This is a genomic window from Pseudarthrobacter enclensis, assembly GCF_030811655.1.
Taxonomy (GTDB): Bacteria; Actinomycetota; Actinomycetes; order Actinomycetales; family Micrococcaceae; genus Arthrobacter; species Arthrobacter enclensis_A.
Genome location: NZ_JAUSRE010000011.1, coordinates 84,590 through 99,454, shown reverse-complemented (window position 1 = coordinate 99,454; position 14,865 = coordinate 84,590). Strand labels below are relative to the sequence as shown.

Sequence of the window (14,865 nt, the reverse complement as noted above, 5' to 3'; positions counted from 1 at the left end):
CTTCTACGTCGAGTAGAACTGAAGTTTTTGAAGAAATGTTCCAAAGGCGGGAACAAAAGATGCAAATGCATGTTTATACTGGATGCAGCAGTTAGTTGAGACTTCAACAGATGAAGCTTCAACATCACGACCTCGACAGGTATCAACACAAGGAGCAACATCATGGCACTTCCCGCAGACGTCACCACCGGCACCTGGACCCTGGACAACTCCCACAGCGAGATTGGCTTCACCGTGCGGCACGCAGGCATCAGCAAGGTCCGTGGCCAGTTCACCGAAGCCGCCGCCACCCTGGAGCTGGCCGAGGACGTGGCCGACTCGAAGATCAACGCCACCATCCAGACCGCCAGCTTCGATTCCGGTGACGCCAACCGCGACGGCCACGTCAAGGGCGGCGACTTCTTCGACGTGGAGCAGTTCCCGGAGATCTCCTTCGTCTCCAACGGCCTGGTGGCCAAGGGCAACAGCTACGAACTCACCGGCGACCTGACCATCAAGGGCGTCACCCGCCCGGTGACCCTGGAAACCGAGTTCAACGGTGTGGCCGTTGACCCGTTCGGCAACACCCGCGCCGGCGTCTCCGCTGAGACCACCATCAGCCGCAAGGACTTCGGCCTGACCTGGAACGCCGTGCTGGAAACCGGGGGCGTACTGGTCAGCGACAAGGTTGCCATCAACCTGGAGCTCGCCTTCATCGCTCCCGCAGCGTAATTTCCCCCAACACCGCACCCCCGGCAGCGGCCCACGAGGCAGGCTCCGGGGTGCGGTGTTTAACGGGCGGAACCGACAAGGCACCAGCCGGCGTGAATAAGTTATGAATCATCCACATCACCGACGGCCGGGGGTACGGTGGACGTAAGCCATGCTGGGGGGAAGGCTGAGGACTGATTCCCGGCAGCCCACCTGGATCCCGACCCGCAGAAGGAACGCCCATGAGCACGCCTCCCGTCCCGCCTCCCGCACCCCAAGACCCCCACTCCGGCAACGGCCAGCCCGGGAACGGCCAGTCCGGCTCCCAGCAGCCACGCTACGGCCAGAATGCGCCGCAGTACGGACAGAACGCACCCCAATACGGGCAGAACGCTCCCCAGTACGGCCAAAACCCGCCGCAGTATGGATCACAGCCGCCGGCAGCGCCGCAGTACGGGCAGAACGCTCCCCAGTATGGCGGGCAGTACGGGCAGGGGCAGCCGCCGTACGGGCAGTCTCCCTACGGCCAGTACCCCTCCGAGCAGCCTCAGGCCGCCGGCAGCGCCGGGGTCCCGCAACTGGTAAACATCTCCTTCTGGCTGCTCATCGCGTCAGGTGTCCTTTTTGTCTTCGGCATGATCCTGGGGCTCACCCAGCTTGATGACCCCCAGCTGCGGCAGCTCTTTGACCAGCAGATGAAAGCCGGCGGGGCCGACATCAGCTACGACAACATGAAGGGCTTCATCGCCGGCACCTTGGTGGTATTTGCCATCATCGGGGCGGCCCTGTACCTGCTTGTGGCCTTCTTCGTCCGCAAAGGCAGGAACTGGGCCCGCATCCTGGGCACGGTATTTGCGGCGCTGTCCCTATTCGGTCTGTTCGGGGTTCCCAGCCTCTCGACCATCGGCACGCTCCTCGGGATTGCCGCCATCGTGCTGCTCTACCTGCCTGCAGCTGCGCCTTATTTCCGGAAACAGCAGCCCTTTACCAATCCGTATACCGGCGGCTTCGGCAACCCTTACGGGCGGTAGCGGCCCCGTCCGCTGACGTCAGAACGGCCCGGGAGGCAGCAATGTCTCCCGGGCCGTTTTGCTGTGTCGAGTGGTCCTAGGCGGGTTGCCCTGGCGTCTGGGCCCGCTGGGCATGGTAGGCCAGGATCTGGAGTTCGGTGGCCATGTCCACCTTGCGGAGGTTTACGCCCTCGGGAACCTGCAGCATCACCGGCGCGAAGCTCAGCACGCTGCGCACTCCTGCCGCCACCACGCGGTCGCAGACGCCCTGCGCCACCGCGGCCGGAAGCGCCAGCACCACCATGTTGGCGCCGGTGCGGTGCAGGACGGTCTCAAGGTCTGCCACGTCGCTGACCCGCAGCCACCCCACCTCGCTGCCCACCACCATCTGGTCGGCGTCGAAGATGGCCACGACGTCGAATCCGCGGGACTCAAAGCCGCCGTACCGCGCCAGGGCCTTGCCCAGGTTGCCGGCGCCCACAATGGCAACCTTCCAGTCGTGGGTCAGGCCAAGGGCCGCGGCAATGTGGCGGCTGAGGTACTGCACCTCGTAACCCACCCCCCTGGTGCCGTACGAACCCACATGGGAGAGGTCCTTGCGCAGCGTGGAGGAACTGACGCCCGAGGCCTCCGCGAGGGATTCGGAAGAGACACGTTCCACACCCTCGGCCAGCAGGGTGTTGAGGGCCCGCAGGTAGAGCGTCAGCCGGGCCACGGCGGCAGGCGGTATCTGTTTGGGCGGCGTGCCGCCGGCATCGGGAAGTTCCGGGACAGGCTGCGATGTTGAGTCCAGGGAGGTCACGGCGCTCCCTTACTGGGCCATGGCGCGCTGCAGCACGCGTTCCAGCCGGGCCTCGTCGATTTTCCAGAAGTCGCGCTGGACCCCGTCCACCAGCACCACCGGAATCTCCTCGGCGTAGCGCTCCCGGAGTTCCGGCTGGTTATCCACCCGTTCCTCGCTCCAGGTAAGCCCCAGCGAGGCAACGACCCGGCTGACGGCGTCGCGCGCCTCTTCGCAAAGGTGGCAGTCAGCTTTGGTGACCAGGACGACGCGGGGTGTAGCCATGGCTTAACGGTATCGCCGTTCGCGGGTTGCCGGTGACGCCGACGGCGGCAGGCCGGTGGATTGACTAGACTCGAGTCCATGCCCGAGGAGAAATACGTCGCCGTAGTCACCCGGCCGGTTGCTGCGCCGCAGCCCGGCGAAGCGGCGTTTTTCGACGTGGACAATACCCTGATGCGCGGCGCCAGCCTCTTCCATGTAGCCCGCAAGATGCACCAGCGGGGAGCGTTCACCCTGAGGCAGGCGGCTGGCATGGCCTGGAAACAGTTCAAGTTCGTGGCCCGCGGTGAAAACATGGATGATGTCCACGCCGTCCGGGACTCGGCCCTGACCCTGGCAGTGGGCATCAGCGTTGACGACATCAAGGCCCTCGGCGAAGAGGTCTATGACGAAATGATCGCGTCACGGATCTGGCCGGGCGCCAAGGCCCTGGCGGAACAGCATCTGCGGGTAGGCCGGCGGGTCTGGCTGGTGACGGCCACGCCCATCGAAGTGGCCACCGTGATCTCCACCCGCCTTGGACTGACCGGAGCACTTGGCACAGTCGGCGAGGTTTCGGACGGCATGTACACGGGACGCCTGGTGGGTGACATCCTGCACGGCTCTGCGAAAGCCGTCGCAGTGCAGGCCATTGCCGACGAGGAGGCCCTGGACCTCAAGCGCTGCTGGGCGTACAGCGATTCCTACAACGACATCCCCCTGCTGTCGCTGGTGGGACACCCTGTGGCCATCAACCCGGACTCCCGGCTGCGCCGCCACGCCCGCGACCGCAACTGGCCGGTCTACGACTTCCGCGCCGGCCGCCGCGCCGCCACCTTCGGCCTCAAGGCGGCAACCTTCGGTGGCGTCGTCTACGGCCTGTGGAAGGGCTTCGCCCGCTTCCGCGGCCCGCGCGCCTAGCGTTGCCGGCGCTGGCCTCTCGCTGCCGGCACTACAACGGGGACAAACGAAATGCCCGCCACCTGGGAAGGGGACGGGCATCTCCACGCTGAACGAAGTATTGCTACTTCTTGTTGCGGCGCTGGTGACGGGTCTTGCGAAGCAGCTTGCGGTGCTTCTTCTTGGCCATACGCTTGCGACGCTTCTTGATAACTGAACCCACGAAAGTTCCTTACAAACTAGATGCAGTACCTGCCTGATGGGGAATGTCCGTGGACAAAGCTACGAACTGAACAACTGACAGATTCTTACAATGACGTAAAACGTTCCTTAACAGGGTACCGCCTATCGGGGGCGGCTCGGGACAAGCTGCCTCAGGCCGTCTCAGTGTGGCCGTCCACCACGGCACCCCTAAGGTACTGTTCAACGGCGTTTTCCGGTACCCGGTAGGAGCGGCCGAAGCGCACAGCCGGCATTTCACCGGAGTGGACCAACCGGTAGACAGTCATTTTGGAGACGCGCATGACCTCGGCTACTTCAGCCACGGTCAGGAACTTCGCGTTGGAGAAGTTCTGTTCTGCCGACATTTCCCTATTTTCCTTTGCTGACGGATGGAAACAGTGACCCCAGGTACGTGCCAATGCGGTGTTACGATGCTGAGCCATCCACCAACCACCTAAATAGATACTCTAGATGTTCATGTGGCAGATGTGAAAGTAGTGCGCGCCCCTATTTCGGTCCCCTATTTCGACTGCCGACGCTTCCGGGACGAGGCTGCCAGCTGCTCCAGCACTGAGGCGGAAACGTCCCAGTCCATGCAGGCGTCCGTGACGCTTTGTCCGTAGGCCAGTTCGGATCGCCCCGCCGCGTGCTCGGCGACGTCCAGGTTCTGCGCGCCGCCCATCAGGAAGCTCTCCAGCATCACGCCGGCCACTGCCCGCGCTGCCGTCCCGCCGTCCTCCAGTTGGGCACCGATCTCCAGCGCCACCTCGGCCTGGCGGTGGTGGCTCTTGCCGCTGTTGGCGTGGCTGGCATCGACAATGAGGCGCGGGTTCAGCCCCTTGCCTGCCAGCTCGCTGGAGGCCCGCTCCACATCCGCCGCTGAGTAGTTGGGCCCCTTGCGGCCGCCGCGCAGGATTACGTGGGTATCGGGGTTGCCGGCAGTGGCCACCAGTGCAGCCCGGCCCTCCCCGTCGATCCCCAGGAACGCCTGGGCCGCCGCCGCAGCACCGCAGGCATCGATCGCCACCTGCAGGCCGCCGTCGGTCCCGTTCTTGAAGCCGATGGGCATGGAGAGGCCGGAGGCAAGCTGCCGGTGGATCTGGCTTTCGGTGGTGCGGGCGCCGATGGCACCCCACGAGATGAGGTCAGCCATGTACTGGGGGCTGATGGGCTCCAGGAACTCAGTGGCGGTGGGCAGGCCCAGCGCCGTCACCTGCTGAAGGAACTTCCTGGCGGCGCGCAGGCCCGTGACCATGTCGTGGCTGCCGTCCAGCCGGGGATCGTTGATCAGGCCCTTCCATCCGACCGTGGTGCGCGGCTTCTCGAAGTAGGTCCGCATCACGATCAGCAGGTCTTCCTTGTGCTTTTCGGCCTGGCTGACCAGCCGGCGGGCGTATTCCAGGCCCGCCTTTGGATCGTGGATGGAGCAGGGTCCCACGATGACGAGCAGGCGGTCGTCCACGCCGTCCATGATGGCGCGCACTTCGTCGCGTCCCCGCTCGACGACGTCCGCGGCCCGGGCGTCCAGGGGCAGTTCGGCGAGGAGTTCGGAAGGAGTGGGCAGCGGAGTGAATTCACTGACCCGCAGGTTGGAGGTGGACTTGGTCTCGGTAGCGGGGGCTGCTGCTGTTGCGGTGCTCATGTTCGGGTCCTGTTCCAGATGGGAAGCGGGCCCGGATTTCAGAACCCGCCGGAGAAACGGCGAAGGGCAGAGAATCATCTCTGCCCTGTTGGCTCTGAAGGAAAGTTGGATGCGTGTCAGTTAGACGCGGGCTCCTCCAGAGCCAACGAAAAATACGCATACCAACGGTTAGTCATGGCAAAGACCATAAGCCCGCGTCACCTCGTCCGCAAAATCAGCTGCCGTCACAATCCGTCCCGGATTTACCCCAGCAGCTTGCGAAGGAACTGCAGCTGACGGATCCAGTGGTGCTCCTGGCCGCCTTCGTGGTTGTTGAAGCGGTACACCTCGATGTCCTTGGCGGCACCGGAGGCGGAAGACCCGTTGGTCCCGGAGCCGTAGGCGTTGTAGCTGGCGAACACCGTGGACGGCGGGCAGATGTCATCCATTTGGGCAGCGGAATAGAGCGCCGGCGCGGTGGCGTAGCGGGCCAGGTTGACGCCGTCGAAATAGCTCAGGACGGCCAGCGCCGCGTCGTAACGGTCCCGGTGCCGGGCCAGGAACTGGGCAATCTCCGGGTAGGGCCCGCGCGGGGTGATGTCGATGGCGCGGGGAAAGTCCTGCAGGAAGGGCACGTCCGGCAGCGCGGCGATGACGCCGTCGAGCCGTCCGGCGGTGAGCCCCGCAGTGGACACCACCAGTCCGCCGCCCTGGCTGACTCCGGCCAGCACCACCTTGGCGGGATCGACGGCGGGGTGGGCCTGGGCAGCCTCCACGGCGCGGAAGGCGTCCACGTAGACGCGTCGGTAGTAGTAGTCCTCGCGTCTGGCGATGCCCCGCGTCATCAGGCCGGCGTGCGCCACGTCGCCGGCCGACGGGTGCGGATCAGCCGTGTCACCGACCATGCCGCCGTACCCCTGGCCGCGGGTGTCCATAATGAAGTGGGCGTACCCGGCCTGAGCCCAGCGCGTGTCCTGGTTGACCAGGCCGCGGCCGCCCGAATAGCCGATGTAGTTCACCACCACCGGAAGCCGGGCCCCCGCCTCCCGGTTGGCAGGCAGGTGCAGCCAGCCTTTGACCGGAGCACCCCCGAAGCCGGAAAAGGTGACGTCGTAAGTGTCGATCACCGTGAGGTAGTTCTCCACAGGCTCAAAGGTCGCGTCCAGCGGAAAGGCGCGGGCTTCGTCCAGCGTGGCATCCCAGAAGGCGGCAAGGTCTTCCGGCGGAGTGACATCGGAGGTGTAGCTGCGGAGCTGTGCAAGGGGAAGGTCGAAGAGGGGCATCGTTGTCCTTCTGGTTTCTGGTGGTCCGGGGGCCCGCGGAGGAGATCTTCTATTTCTAGTGCATGAATCCTCAATGAACGATGAGGTCCAACGGTTCGAACCGGCGAAGCGTAGTTCCTGCGGTGATGATTCGGCGTAGTTCCGGCAGCCCTCCTGCCGCGGCCCCGGCGGCGCGGGCCTGGACCAGCACGTTGCCCAGCGCCGTCGCTTCGACGGGACCGGCGACGACGGGCCGGCCGGTGGCGTTGGCGGTGAGCTGGCAGAGCAGGGTGTTCTGCGAACCGCCGCCTACCACGTGCACTACCTCCACCGCACGGCCGGCGAGGCGTTCGGCAGCGGTGATGGTGCGGGCGTAGCCACTGGCGAGGCTGTCCATGATGCAGCGGGTGATGGCTACGGGATGGTCGGGCAGGACGTCGCCGGTGCGGCGGACTGCAGCGCGGATGCGTTCGGGCATGTTGTCCGGGGCGATGAAGTAGGGATCGTCCGCGTTGATCTGCGGCCCTCCGGCGGGCAGGGCAGCCGCGGCTTCCAGCAGTGCCGGCAGCTCCGGGTGGAAGCCTTCGCCGGCCCAGGTCCGCTGGCACTCGCTCAGCAGCCACAGGCCGCCCACGTTCCGCAGGTAGCGGATGGTGCCGTCCACGCCGCGTTCATTCGTGAAGTTCGCTTCCCGGCTTGCCTGGGTCAGGACGGGGTGCTTGAGTTCCAGTCCCACCAGCGACCAGGTGCCTGACGAGATGTAGGCGAACGCGTCCTCCGTGGCAGGAACGGCCGCGACGGCGGACGCGGTGTCGTGGGAACCAACGGCCACCACGGGGGTTCCGGCGGGAAGTCCCGCGGCCGCGGCAACGTCCGGCAAAAGGACCCCGTACGTGTCGCCGGGCTGGATCAGCGGCGGGAACAGGTCTTTCCGCAGTCCCAGCGCGGTGAAGAATTCGGTGGCCCACTCCCCCGCCACGGCATCGAACAGCCCGGTGGTGGAGGCGTTAGTGGCTTCGGTCCGGCGCTTCCCCGTGAGCAGGAAGGCGATCAGATCCGGGATGAGCAGCGCCTGCAGCCCGTCCAGGTCCTGCTCGGTGGCCAACTGGTAGATGGTGTTGAACTGCAGGAACTGCAGCCCGGTGGTCTGGTACAGGCGCGCGGGATCCAGCCTGGCGTGGACGGGCGCGACGGCGGCACGGCTGCGGTCGTCGCGGTAGCTGTAAGGCTGCGCCACCAGCCTCCCGTCCGCATCCACCAGGCCGTAGTCCACGGCCCAGGTATCGATGCCGATGCTGGCGATCGTCTCGCCCTGCACGGCCGCCACGGTGGCCGCGGCCCGGAGTCCCGTGAACACCTCCGCGTAAAGGGCGTCGAAGTCCCAGCGGAGGCCTCCGTCGAGTTCCACCACGCCGTTGGGGAAGCGGTGGACGGTCTCCAGCGCCACCCCGTTCCGGGAGACACGTCCCAGGATCACGCGGCCGGACGAAGCTCCGATGTCGACGGCGGCGAACACGCCGCCGTCGACACCGTTGGACAGCGTGCTCACCGCAGGAAGGCTGCCGCCACTCCGGCGTCCACGGGGATGTGCAGGCCGGTGGTGTGGGACAGTTCATTGCTGGTAAGAACGGCGGCGGCGTTGGCCACGTGCTCGGGCAGGACTTCGCGCTTGAGCAGGGTGCGCTGGGCGTAGTACTCGCCCAGTTTCTCCTCGTCCACGCCGTAGACCGCTGCGCGTTTGGCGCCCCAGCCGCCGGCGAAGATGCCGGAGCCGCGGACCACGCCGTCGGGGTTGATGCCGTTGACGCGGATGCCGTGCTCGCCCAGTTCGGCCGCGAGGAGCCGCACCTGGTGGGCCTGGTCTGCCTTGGTGGCGGAGTAGGCGATGTTGTTCGGGCCCGCGAACACGGAGTTCTTGGAGGAGATGTAGATGATGTCCCCGCCCATGCCCTGGGCGATCATCACCCTGGCCGCGGCCTTGGCTACCAGGAAGGAGCCCTTGGCCATGACGTTGTGCTGCAGGTCCCAGTCCTTTTCGGTGGTTTCCAGCAGTGGCTTGGAAATGGACAGGCCGGCGTTGTTGACCACCAGGTCCACGCCGCCGAACGCCAGCACGGCGGCGTCGATCGCTGCCGCGACCTGGGCTTCATCCGTCACGTCCGCCTGGACGCCGACGGCGACATCCGGGCCGCCCAGCTCCTCGGCGACCTTTTGGGCGTTGGCCAGGTTCAGGTCGGCGATGACCACGCAGGCGCCTTCCGCCGCGAGGCGGGTGGCGATGGCCTTGCCGATGCCGGATGCCGCGCCGGTCACCAGCGCAATGCGGGTGGCGTGCGACTTGGGCTTGGGCATCCGGGCCAGCTTGGCTTCCTCCAGCGCCCAGTATTCGATCCGGAACTTCTCGGATTCCTCGATCGGGGCGTAGGTGGAGATCGCCTCGGCGCCCCGCATCACGTTGATGGCGTTGATATAGAACTCACCGGCCACCCGGGCGGTCTGCTTGTTGGCGCCGAAGGAGAACATGCCCACACCCGGCACCAGCACGATCGCCGGGTCCGCGCCGCGCAGCGCCGGGGAATCAGCGATCTTGTGCCGGTCGTAATAGGCCTGGTAGTCCTCGCGGTAGTCGGCGTGGAGCTCTTGAAGCCGGGCGATCGAATCCCCGATGGAGGCGTCAGCCGGCAGGTCCAGGATCAGCGGCTTGACCTTGGTGCGCAGGAAGTGGTCCGGGCAGGAGGTGCCCAGGGCTCCCAGCCTTGGGTGCTCCGCCGACTCCAGGAAGTCCAGGACGACGGCGTCATCACTGAAGTGCCCCAGGACCGGCTTGTCCGTGGAGGCCAGGCCGCGGATCACCGGTGCCAGCGCGGCGGCCTTGGCACGCCGCTCGGCCTCGGGCAGGGCGCCATACCCGGGCAGCCTGGGCCCAAAGGGTTCGGCCTTGCCGTTGTCCCGAATGTATTTCTCGGCCTGGTCGATGATCCACAGCGAGTTCTGTTCCGCTTCTTCGCTGGTGGCGCCCCAGGCGGTGATGCCGTGGCCGCCCAGGATGGTGCCGATGGCCTGCGGGTTGGCGTCCTTGATCGCGGCGATGTCCAGGCCCAGCTGGAAACCGGGACGGCGCCACGGCACCCAGACCACCTTGGTGCCGAAGATCTTGGTGGTCAGCGCCTCACCGTCCACGGCGGTGGCGATGGCGATGCCGGAGTCCGGGTGCAGGTGGTCAACGTGCGCGGCGTCCACCAGCCCGTGCATGGCCGTATCGATGGAGGGAGCAGCACCGCCCTTGCCGTGGAGGCAGTAGTCGAACGCGGCCACCATCTCGTCCTCCCGCTCAACGCCGGGGTACACGTTCTTGAGCGCGGTCAGCCGGTCCAGCCGCAGCACCGCAAGGTTCTGCTCCTTCAGCGTGCCCAGGTCACCGCCGGAGCCCTTGACCCACAGCAACTGGACGTCCTCCCCGGTGACGGGGTCCTTTTCGGTGCCCTTGGCGGAGGTGTTGCCGCCGGCGAAGTTGGTGTTCCGCTTGTCCGCGCCCAGGCGGTTGGAACGGGAAATCAGGTCTTCAACAGTCTTGTTGCTCATGGCTTTTCTAGGCGCCCCATCCGGCTTGCTGGCCGCCTGCGCGGTCCTCGTTGATCTGTTTCTGGTAGCCGCTGGCCCTGTAGGCGGCCATCGGGTCCGCGGGCAGGCCGCGGGATTCACGCCACTGGGCCAGCATCGGCCTGACGTCGGTGTAGAACGCATCATTGAAGATGCCGTTGGCGGCCAGGACGTCCCCCGCCCGCTGGGCCTCGCCCAATGCAGCGGTATCCACCAGCAGGGCACGCAACGTCATCTCCTGGACGTTAAGCACCGAGCGGATCTGGCCCGGGATCTTCTCCTCCAGGTTGTGGCACTGGTCCAGCATGAGGGCCACGGCGGAATCCTTCCCGTACCCGCCGCCCCGGATCACCTCATGCATGATGCGGAAAAGCTGGAACGGATCCGCGGCACCCACTATCAGGTCGTCATCGGCATAGAAGCGCGAATTGAAGTCGAAAGAGCCCAGCTTGCCCAGCCGCAGCAACTGCATCACGATGAACTCGATGTTGGTGCCCGGCGCGTGGTGGCCGGTATCCAGGCAGACGAACGCCTTCTCCCCCAACGCCAGGGTCTGGGCGTACGAGGTGCCCCAGTCCGGAACATCCGTGTGATAAAAAGCCGGCTCGAAGAACTTGTACTCCAGCACCAAACGCTGCCCATCCCCCAGGGCCGCATAGATCTCCCGCAGCGACTCGGCCAGCCGGTCCTGGCGGCCACGCAGATCGTCCTGGCCCGGATAGTTTGTGCCGTCCGCCAGCCAGATCTTCAAGTCGCGTGAGCCGGTGGCATGCATGATCTCGATGCAGTCAAGGTGGTGGTCGATCGCCCGGCGCCGGACAGCCTCATTCGAGGAGGTCAGGGAGCCGAACTTGTACTCATCATCCTGGAAGGTGTTGGAGTTGATGGTGCCCAAGCCGACACCCAGTCCGGCGGCGTACTCCTTGAGGGCCGAGTAATCGTCCACCTTGTCCCACGGGATGTGCAGGGCCACTGTGGGGGCAAGGCCCGTCAGCTCATGGACCTTTGCGGCGTCCGCCAGCTTCTCCTGCACGGTCCGCGGGGTACCGGGCGTGCCGAACACCCTGAACCGCGTACCCGAATTTCCATAAGCCCACGAAGGGACCTCGATAGCAAGCTCCCCAAGCCTGCCCAGCGCCGTTGCTACGTCATTCATGTTAGTTCTTTCCGGTGGTGGAGCGTCTGTCTGATGCTTCATGGTGGGTGCCCCGCTGCTGGAGCGTTAGTGCTGTGGTTGCTGGGAACCGGCGGCTGCGAGCTGGCTGTCCAGGTTGAAGACTTCCTCAAGTACCTGGAACCCTTCATCCGGCGCCTGCCCGGAGTCCTCGAAAAGTGCTGCCATCTCCGCCTGCCAGCGGGCGTTGACCTCCGTCAGGGCCATGCGGGCGCGGGCAGCGTCAAAGTCGTCGCACTCCACGTAGCCCACAAGGAGCCCGTCCTCCCCCAGGAACAGGGAGTAGTTGTGCCACCCTGCGTTCTTGAGGGCGAGGAGCATGCCCGGCCACACAGCGGCGTGCCGGCGCCGGTATTCGGCCATCAGAGCCGGCTGGACCGAGGAACGGAAGCACACGCGCATGGGAACCCCTCCGGAAACCACGATTCCTTTGAATCGTTTCATTGGTACGATTCAAAGTACTCTTGGAATTGAGCAGGTGTCAAGCAACGGCAGAAATTTTTGATCCACCCCGCGGAACCGACCTCCACGGGCAGACCGGCACGGAGAATCGATGAACCGCACAGCCAGCATCAAGGACGTGGCCACCCACGCGGGGGTGGCCGTGGGGACAGTTTCCAACGTCCTGAACTACCCGGACCGGGTGTCGGAAAGGACCAAGGAGCGGGTGCTGCGCGCCATCGATGACCTTGGCTTCGTGCGGAATGATGCCGCCCGCCAGCTCCGCGTGGGCCACAGCCGCACCATCGGGCTCATTGTTCTGGACGTCGGCAACCCCTTCTTCACCTCCGTGGTGCGTGCAGCAGAGGACGCGGCCGCGCTGCAGGGAAGCGCCGTCCTGCTGGGCGACAGCGGCCATGACGCCGCCCGGGAAGCGAACTACATCGACCTCTTCCAGGAGCAGCGCGTCCAGGGACTCCTGATTTCACCGGTGGGCGATGTGACGGCCAGGCTGGATCTCCTCCGCGAGCGCGGCGTGCCTACGGTAGTGGTGGACCGGCTGGCTGACGAGTCCAAGTTCAGCTCGGTTGCAGTGGATGACGACGCCGGCGGGTACCTTGCCGCCCGGCACCTGCTGGACACCGGCCGCCGCCGGCTGGCCTTTGTTGGCGGACCCACGTCCATCCGGCAGGTCGCGGACCGCCTCCAGGGCGCCCGGCGGGCCGTGAAAGAGGAACCGGATGCCACGCTGGAGGTGCTGGACGCGGAAGGCCAGACAGTACTGGCCGGCCGCAGCGTGGGCGACGCGCTGGTCCAGCGCGGCCGGGCGGACCTGCCGGACGGAATTTTCTGCGCCAACGACCTCCTGGCCCTCGGCGTTATGCAGTCGCTCACCATGACCCACACGTTCCGCATCCCGGCGGACGTGGCGCTGATCGGCTACGACGACATCGACTTTGCGGCATCGGCAGTGGTCCCGCTGTCATCGATCCGCCAGCCAACCGAATTGCTGGGCAGGACGGCCATCGAGCTGCTGTCCGAAGAGGTGGAGTCCCAGAGTCCGGTCCACCGGGCCGTCGTGTTCACTCCCGAGCTGGTGGTCAGGCAGAGCACCGCCACACCCGCCGCAGGTTAGGGCAGCAAAAGTACCTGCTACTTTCCGTCCTGCCGCAGCCACTTCATGGACTCATCCCGGGACGTGAAGAAACGGGTAGGGCACGGCGGAACGTGGACGCCGAGGAAGAAATTGGCGATGATCCGGTCCACAGGACTCGAGCCCAGCAGGGCAATGCGGCTGGCTGCGCAGGGGATGGAGAAAACCGACCGCGCCTGGATGCTGACGTTTTCGGTGGTGGCCATGTCCACCAGCATCGGATAGTTGCCGTCACCGGCCAGACGGTTCACGGCAGCCATGGCGGCCTGGGCATCCTCGGCTTCTATGCGGACCTTGGGTTCCCAAATGAGGTGGATGATGCCGTCGGCACGCAGCTCCACGGTGCCTTTGCCGCCGTCAACCACTACGGGTTCCATATCACGCCTCCCTCCAGTGGGCAGATCACGAACCCCTCTATCTTGCACCAATCCAAGGGAGGACACTCCACCGCTTGACTAATCAGCATACTTACTAATACGGTGGTCGGCGTGTCCGTGGCCTGGATCACTTCGGCGCCACGTGTCGCGGCCCACCAGGGCTGCATCTGAAAACTGCATTTGAATAACCAGTTCCGCCGGGGTTCTCCATGGGGGCGGAGCCTCGGGGGGTTCGATGCGCCGCATCCCGGCGCTGAGAGGATTTACCAAAAATGCGAACAAAGGTCTCAGCTTCAGTCACCGCCATTGCCCTTTCCGGCGCCATGCTCTTCGGCATGGCAGGTCCCGCAACCGCTGCGGCGCCGGCGGCTCCTTCCACCGCCACCCAATCGACAAGGGTCGCCAACGTGACGGGAACCATCAACCAGACCATCGACGGCGTCGGCACCTTCGTGGGATCCTTCACCCCGTCAGGTTTCAGCACCCAAAACGGCCAACTGACCGTCACGGGTCTCGTGCAGGGTACCTTCACGGACCTTAACGGCGTGGCCACCCCGGTCTCCCAGACACTGACCACCACCGCTGCGGCCGCGCCCTCCACAGCTGCCGCGCTCGCCTCCGGCGGCAGCTGCGATGTCCTTAACCTTGCCCTCGGGCCACTGCACCTGAATCTCCTGGGACTCAACGTGGACCTGAACCAGGTTGTCCTGAACATCACCTCCAGACCGGGGCGGGCAACCTGGTAGGCAACCTCCTCTGCGCCGTCACCGGCCTCCTCGATGGCGGCAATGGACTCAGCGGCCTCACCAACCTGCTCAACCGCCTCCTGGGGCTCTAGTTTCCGGCAGGTCGATAACCTGGAACCGACAAACAAGGCGGGCGGCCCTTCCGGGCCGCCCGCCTTGCGTTGCTGCTAAAGCTTCTCCACCACCAGGTTGCGGCAGGCGGCCCGGAGCGGAGCCATCTGCCGGAAGCCGATCCGGCCGCCGCCAGCACCCTGGCTGCAGACGCCCACTCGAAGAGGCACAGTCCATTGACGAAAGGCCATCGAGGGCCCGCCCTTCAGCACCTCCAGCCGGGTACAGCCCGCCCAGGCCGGACCCGGGCAAAAAGGGCGAAGGCAATCCAGGGCAGGCTCGGGCGCGCAGTCCAGGCGAGGGTGTCGAGAAATGAGTAGGCACCCGCACTGAAGGTCCCCGCCGGCGTGGCAGGATTCCTTCCCCCACCCCCGCACCGGCGAGACGGGACATAGTCCCCATCGCGCGAGTAATCGGTTTCCCGAAAATCCGGACCAGCAGCAGCCCGCTGGCCGCGACAATTTTTGAATCGTTACATATCACGGGCCCAATCCGGCGGAAAGGGCTTGCCAAGTT

16 protein-coding genes are annotated in these 14,865 nt (G+C 65.6%); 5 read left to right on the top strand and 11 right to left on the bottom strand.

The genetic code is table 11. From position 1 onward, the window contains the following. Window positions 1-162: 162 nt before the first annotated feature. Both J2X98_RS12060 and J2X98_RS12055 read left to right on the top strand, forming a co-directional pair. Window positions 163-711 carry a YceI family protein gene (locus J2X98_RS12060; RefSeq protein ID WP_141946093.1) on the top strand — a complete coding sequence of 183 codons (549 nt, stop codon included), beginning with the start codon at window positions 163-165 and terminating at the stop codon, window positions 709-711. 221 nt (window positions 712-932) lie between these two features. Further along, window positions 933-1,721, top strand: a complete 789-nt coding sequence (locus J2X98_RS12055) for a hypothetical protein (protein WP_307308347.1) — start codon at window positions 933-935, stop codon at window positions 1,719-1,721. A 76-nt stretch (window positions 1,722-1,797) separates the two neighbouring features. Here J2X98_RS12055 and J2X98_RS12050 read toward each other — a convergent pair whose 3' ends face one another. Together J2X98_RS12050 and J2X98_RS12045 are read right to left on the bottom strand one after the other, a co-directional pair. Continuing rightward, complete coding sequence (locus J2X98_RS12050; RefSeq protein WP_141946089.1) at window positions 1,798-2,502, bottom strand: redox-sensing transcriptional repressor Rex; 705 nt, start codon at window positions 2,500-2,502, stop codon at window positions 1,798-1,800. 9 nt (window positions 2,503-2,511) lie between these two features. After that, on the bottom strand, window positions 2,512-2,766 hold the full coding sequence (locus J2X98_RS12045; RefSeq protein ID WP_141946083.1) for a glutaredoxin family protein: 255 nt from the start codon (window positions 2,764-2,766) through the stop codon (window positions 2,512-2,514). A gap of 78 nt (window positions 2,767-2,844) precedes the next feature. On the opposite strand from J2X98_RS12045, the gene J2X98_RS12040 reads away from it, so the two are divergent. After that, entirely contained in the window at window positions 2,845-3,663 is an 819-nt protein-coding gene (locus tag J2X98_RS12040) for an HAD family hydrolase (RefSeq protein WP_141946081.1), read from the top strand. A 103-nt stretch (window positions 3,664-3,766) separates the two neighbouring features. Here the strand turns inward: J2X98_RS12040 and J2X98_RS12035 are convergent, their stop codons facing one another. The 8 genes from J2X98_RS12035 to J2X98_RS12000 form a co-directional block, all read right to left on the bottom strand. Beyond that, on the bottom strand, window positions 3,767-3,865 hold the full coding sequence (locus J2X98_RS12035; RefSeq protein ID WP_003792170.1) for a 30S ribosomal protein bS22: 99 nt from the start codon (window positions 3,863-3,865) through the stop codon (window positions 3,767-3,769). 151 nt (window positions 3,866-4,016) lie between these two features. After that, window positions 4,017-4,229, bottom strand: coding sequence for a helix-turn-helix domain-containing protein (locus tag J2X98_RS12030; RefSeq protein WP_141946079.1), 213 nt, complete (start codon window positions 4,227-4,229; stop codon window positions 4,017-4,019). Between the two features lie 155 nt (window positions 4,230-4,384). Then, complete coding sequence (locus J2X98_RS12025; protein WP_307308332.1) at window positions 4,385-5,506, bottom strand: 3-deoxy-7-phosphoheptulonate synthase; 1,122 nt, start codon at window positions 5,504-5,506, stop codon at window positions 4,385-4,387. A gap of 242 nt (window positions 5,507-5,748) precedes the next feature. After that, the gene (locus J2X98_RS12020) at window positions 5,749-6,768 is read right to left on the bottom strand and encodes an acetylxylan esterase (protein ID WP_307308330.1); all 1,020 of its coding nucleotides are present in this window, start codon (window positions 6,766-6,768) and stop codon (window positions 5,749-5,751) included. A gap of 70 nt (window positions 6,769-6,838) precedes the next feature. Continuing rightward, window positions 6,839-8,296 (bottom strand): rhamnulokinase, encoded by a 1,458-nt coding sequence (locus tag J2X98_RS12015; RefSeq protein ID WP_307308328.1) that lies wholly within the window; start codon window positions 8,294-8,296, stop codon window positions 6,839-6,841. Then, window positions 8,293-10,329, bottom strand: a complete 2,037-nt coding sequence (locus J2X98_RS12010) for a bifunctional aldolase/short-chain dehydrogenase (protein ID WP_307308326.1) — start codon at window positions 10,327-10,329, stop codon at window positions 8,293-8,295. The genes J2X98_RS12015 and J2X98_RS12010 overlap by 4 nt, the downstream gene beginning before the upstream one ends. Window positions 10,330-10,336: 7 nt before the next feature. Beyond that, window positions 10,337-11,503, bottom strand: coding sequence for an L-rhamnose isomerase (rhaI, locus tag J2X98_RS12005; protein WP_307308324.1), 1,167 nt, complete (start codon window positions 11,501-11,503; stop codon window positions 10,337-10,339). 66 nt (window positions 11,504-11,569) lie between these two features. Next, a complete protein-coding gene (locus J2X98_RS12000; RefSeq protein WP_307308492.1) occupies window positions 11,570-11,923 on the bottom strand; it encodes an L-rhamnose mutarotase in 354 nt (117 codons plus the stop codon). A 151-nt stretch (window positions 11,924-12,074) separates the two neighbouring features. On the opposite strand from J2X98_RS12000, the gene J2X98_RS11995 reads away from it, so the two are divergent. Beyond that, the gene (locus J2X98_RS11995; RefSeq protein WP_307308323.1) at window positions 12,075-13,097 is read left to right on the top strand and encodes a LacI family DNA-binding transcriptional regulator; all 1,023 of its coding nucleotides are present in this window, start codon (window positions 12,075-12,077) and stop codon (window positions 13,095-13,097) included. A 17-nt stretch (window positions 13,098-13,114) separates the two neighbouring features. Here J2X98_RS11995 and J2X98_RS11990 read toward each other — a convergent pair whose 3' ends face one another. Then, window positions 13,115-13,492: a DUF7793 family protein gene (locus J2X98_RS11990; protein ID WP_141946065.1), complete on the bottom strand. Its 378-nt coding sequence runs from the start codon at window positions 13,490-13,492 to the stop codon at window positions 13,115-13,117. Between the two features lie 272 nt (window positions 13,493-13,764). On the opposite strand from J2X98_RS11990, the gene J2X98_RS11985 reads away from it, so the two are divergent. Continuing rightward, entirely contained in the window at window positions 13,765-14,238 is a 474-nt protein-coding gene (locus tag J2X98_RS11985; RefSeq protein WP_307308320.1) for an ABC transporter substrate-binding protein, read from the top strand. Window positions 14,239-14,865: the final 627 nt, after the last annotated feature.

Coding starts and splice junctions, on each gene's coding strand:
- J2X98_RS12060 (WP_141946093.1), top strand. CDS start 163: ATGGCACTTCCCGCAGACGTCACCACCGGCACCTGGACCCTGGACAAC.
- J2X98_RS12055 (WP_307308347.1), top strand. CDS start 933: ATGAGCACGCCTCCCGTCCCGCCTCCCGCACCCCAAGACCCCCACTCC.
- J2X98_RS12045 (WP_141946083.1), bottom strand. CDS start 2,766: ATGGCTACACCCCGCGTCGTCCTGGTCACCAAAGCTGACTGCCACCTT.
- J2X98_RS12040 (WP_141946081.1), top strand. CDS start 2,845: ATGCCCGAGGAGAAATACGTCGCCGTAGTCACCCGGCCGGTTGCTGCG.
- J2X98_RS12030 (WP_141946079.1), bottom strand. CDS start 4,229: ATGTCGGCAGAACAGAACTTCTCCAACGCGAAGTTCCTGACCGTGGCT.
- J2X98_RS12025 (WP_307308332.1), bottom strand. CDS start 5,506: ATGAGCACCGCAACAGCAGCAGCCCCCGCTACCGAGACCAAGTCCACC.
- J2X98_RS12020 (WP_307308330.1), bottom strand. CDS start 6,768: ATGCCCCTCTTCGACCTTCCCCTTGCACAGCTCCGCAGCTACACCTCC.
- J2X98_RS12010 (WP_307308326.1), bottom strand. CDS start 10,329: ATGAGCAACAAGACTGTTGAAGACCTGATTTCCCGTTCCAACCGCCTG.
- rhaI (WP_307308324.1), bottom strand. CDS start 11,503: ATGAATGACGTAGCAACGGCGCTGGGCAGGCTTGGGGAGCTTGCTATC.
- J2X98_RS12000 (WP_307308492.1), bottom strand. CDS start 11,923: ATGCGCGTGTGCTTCCGTTCCTCGGTCCAGCCGGCTCTGATGGCCGAA.
- J2X98_RS11995 (WP_307308323.1), top strand. CDS start 12,075: ATGAACCGCACAGCCAGCATCAAGGACGTGGCCACCCACGCGGGGGTG.
- J2X98_RS11990 (WP_141946065.1), bottom strand. CDS start 13,492: ATGGAACCCGTAGTGGTTGACGGCGGCAAAGGCACCGTGGAGCTGCGT.
- J2X98_RS11985 (WP_307308320.1), top strand. CDS start 13,765: ATGCGAACAAAGGTCTCAGCTTCAGTCACCGCCATTGCCCTTTCCGGC.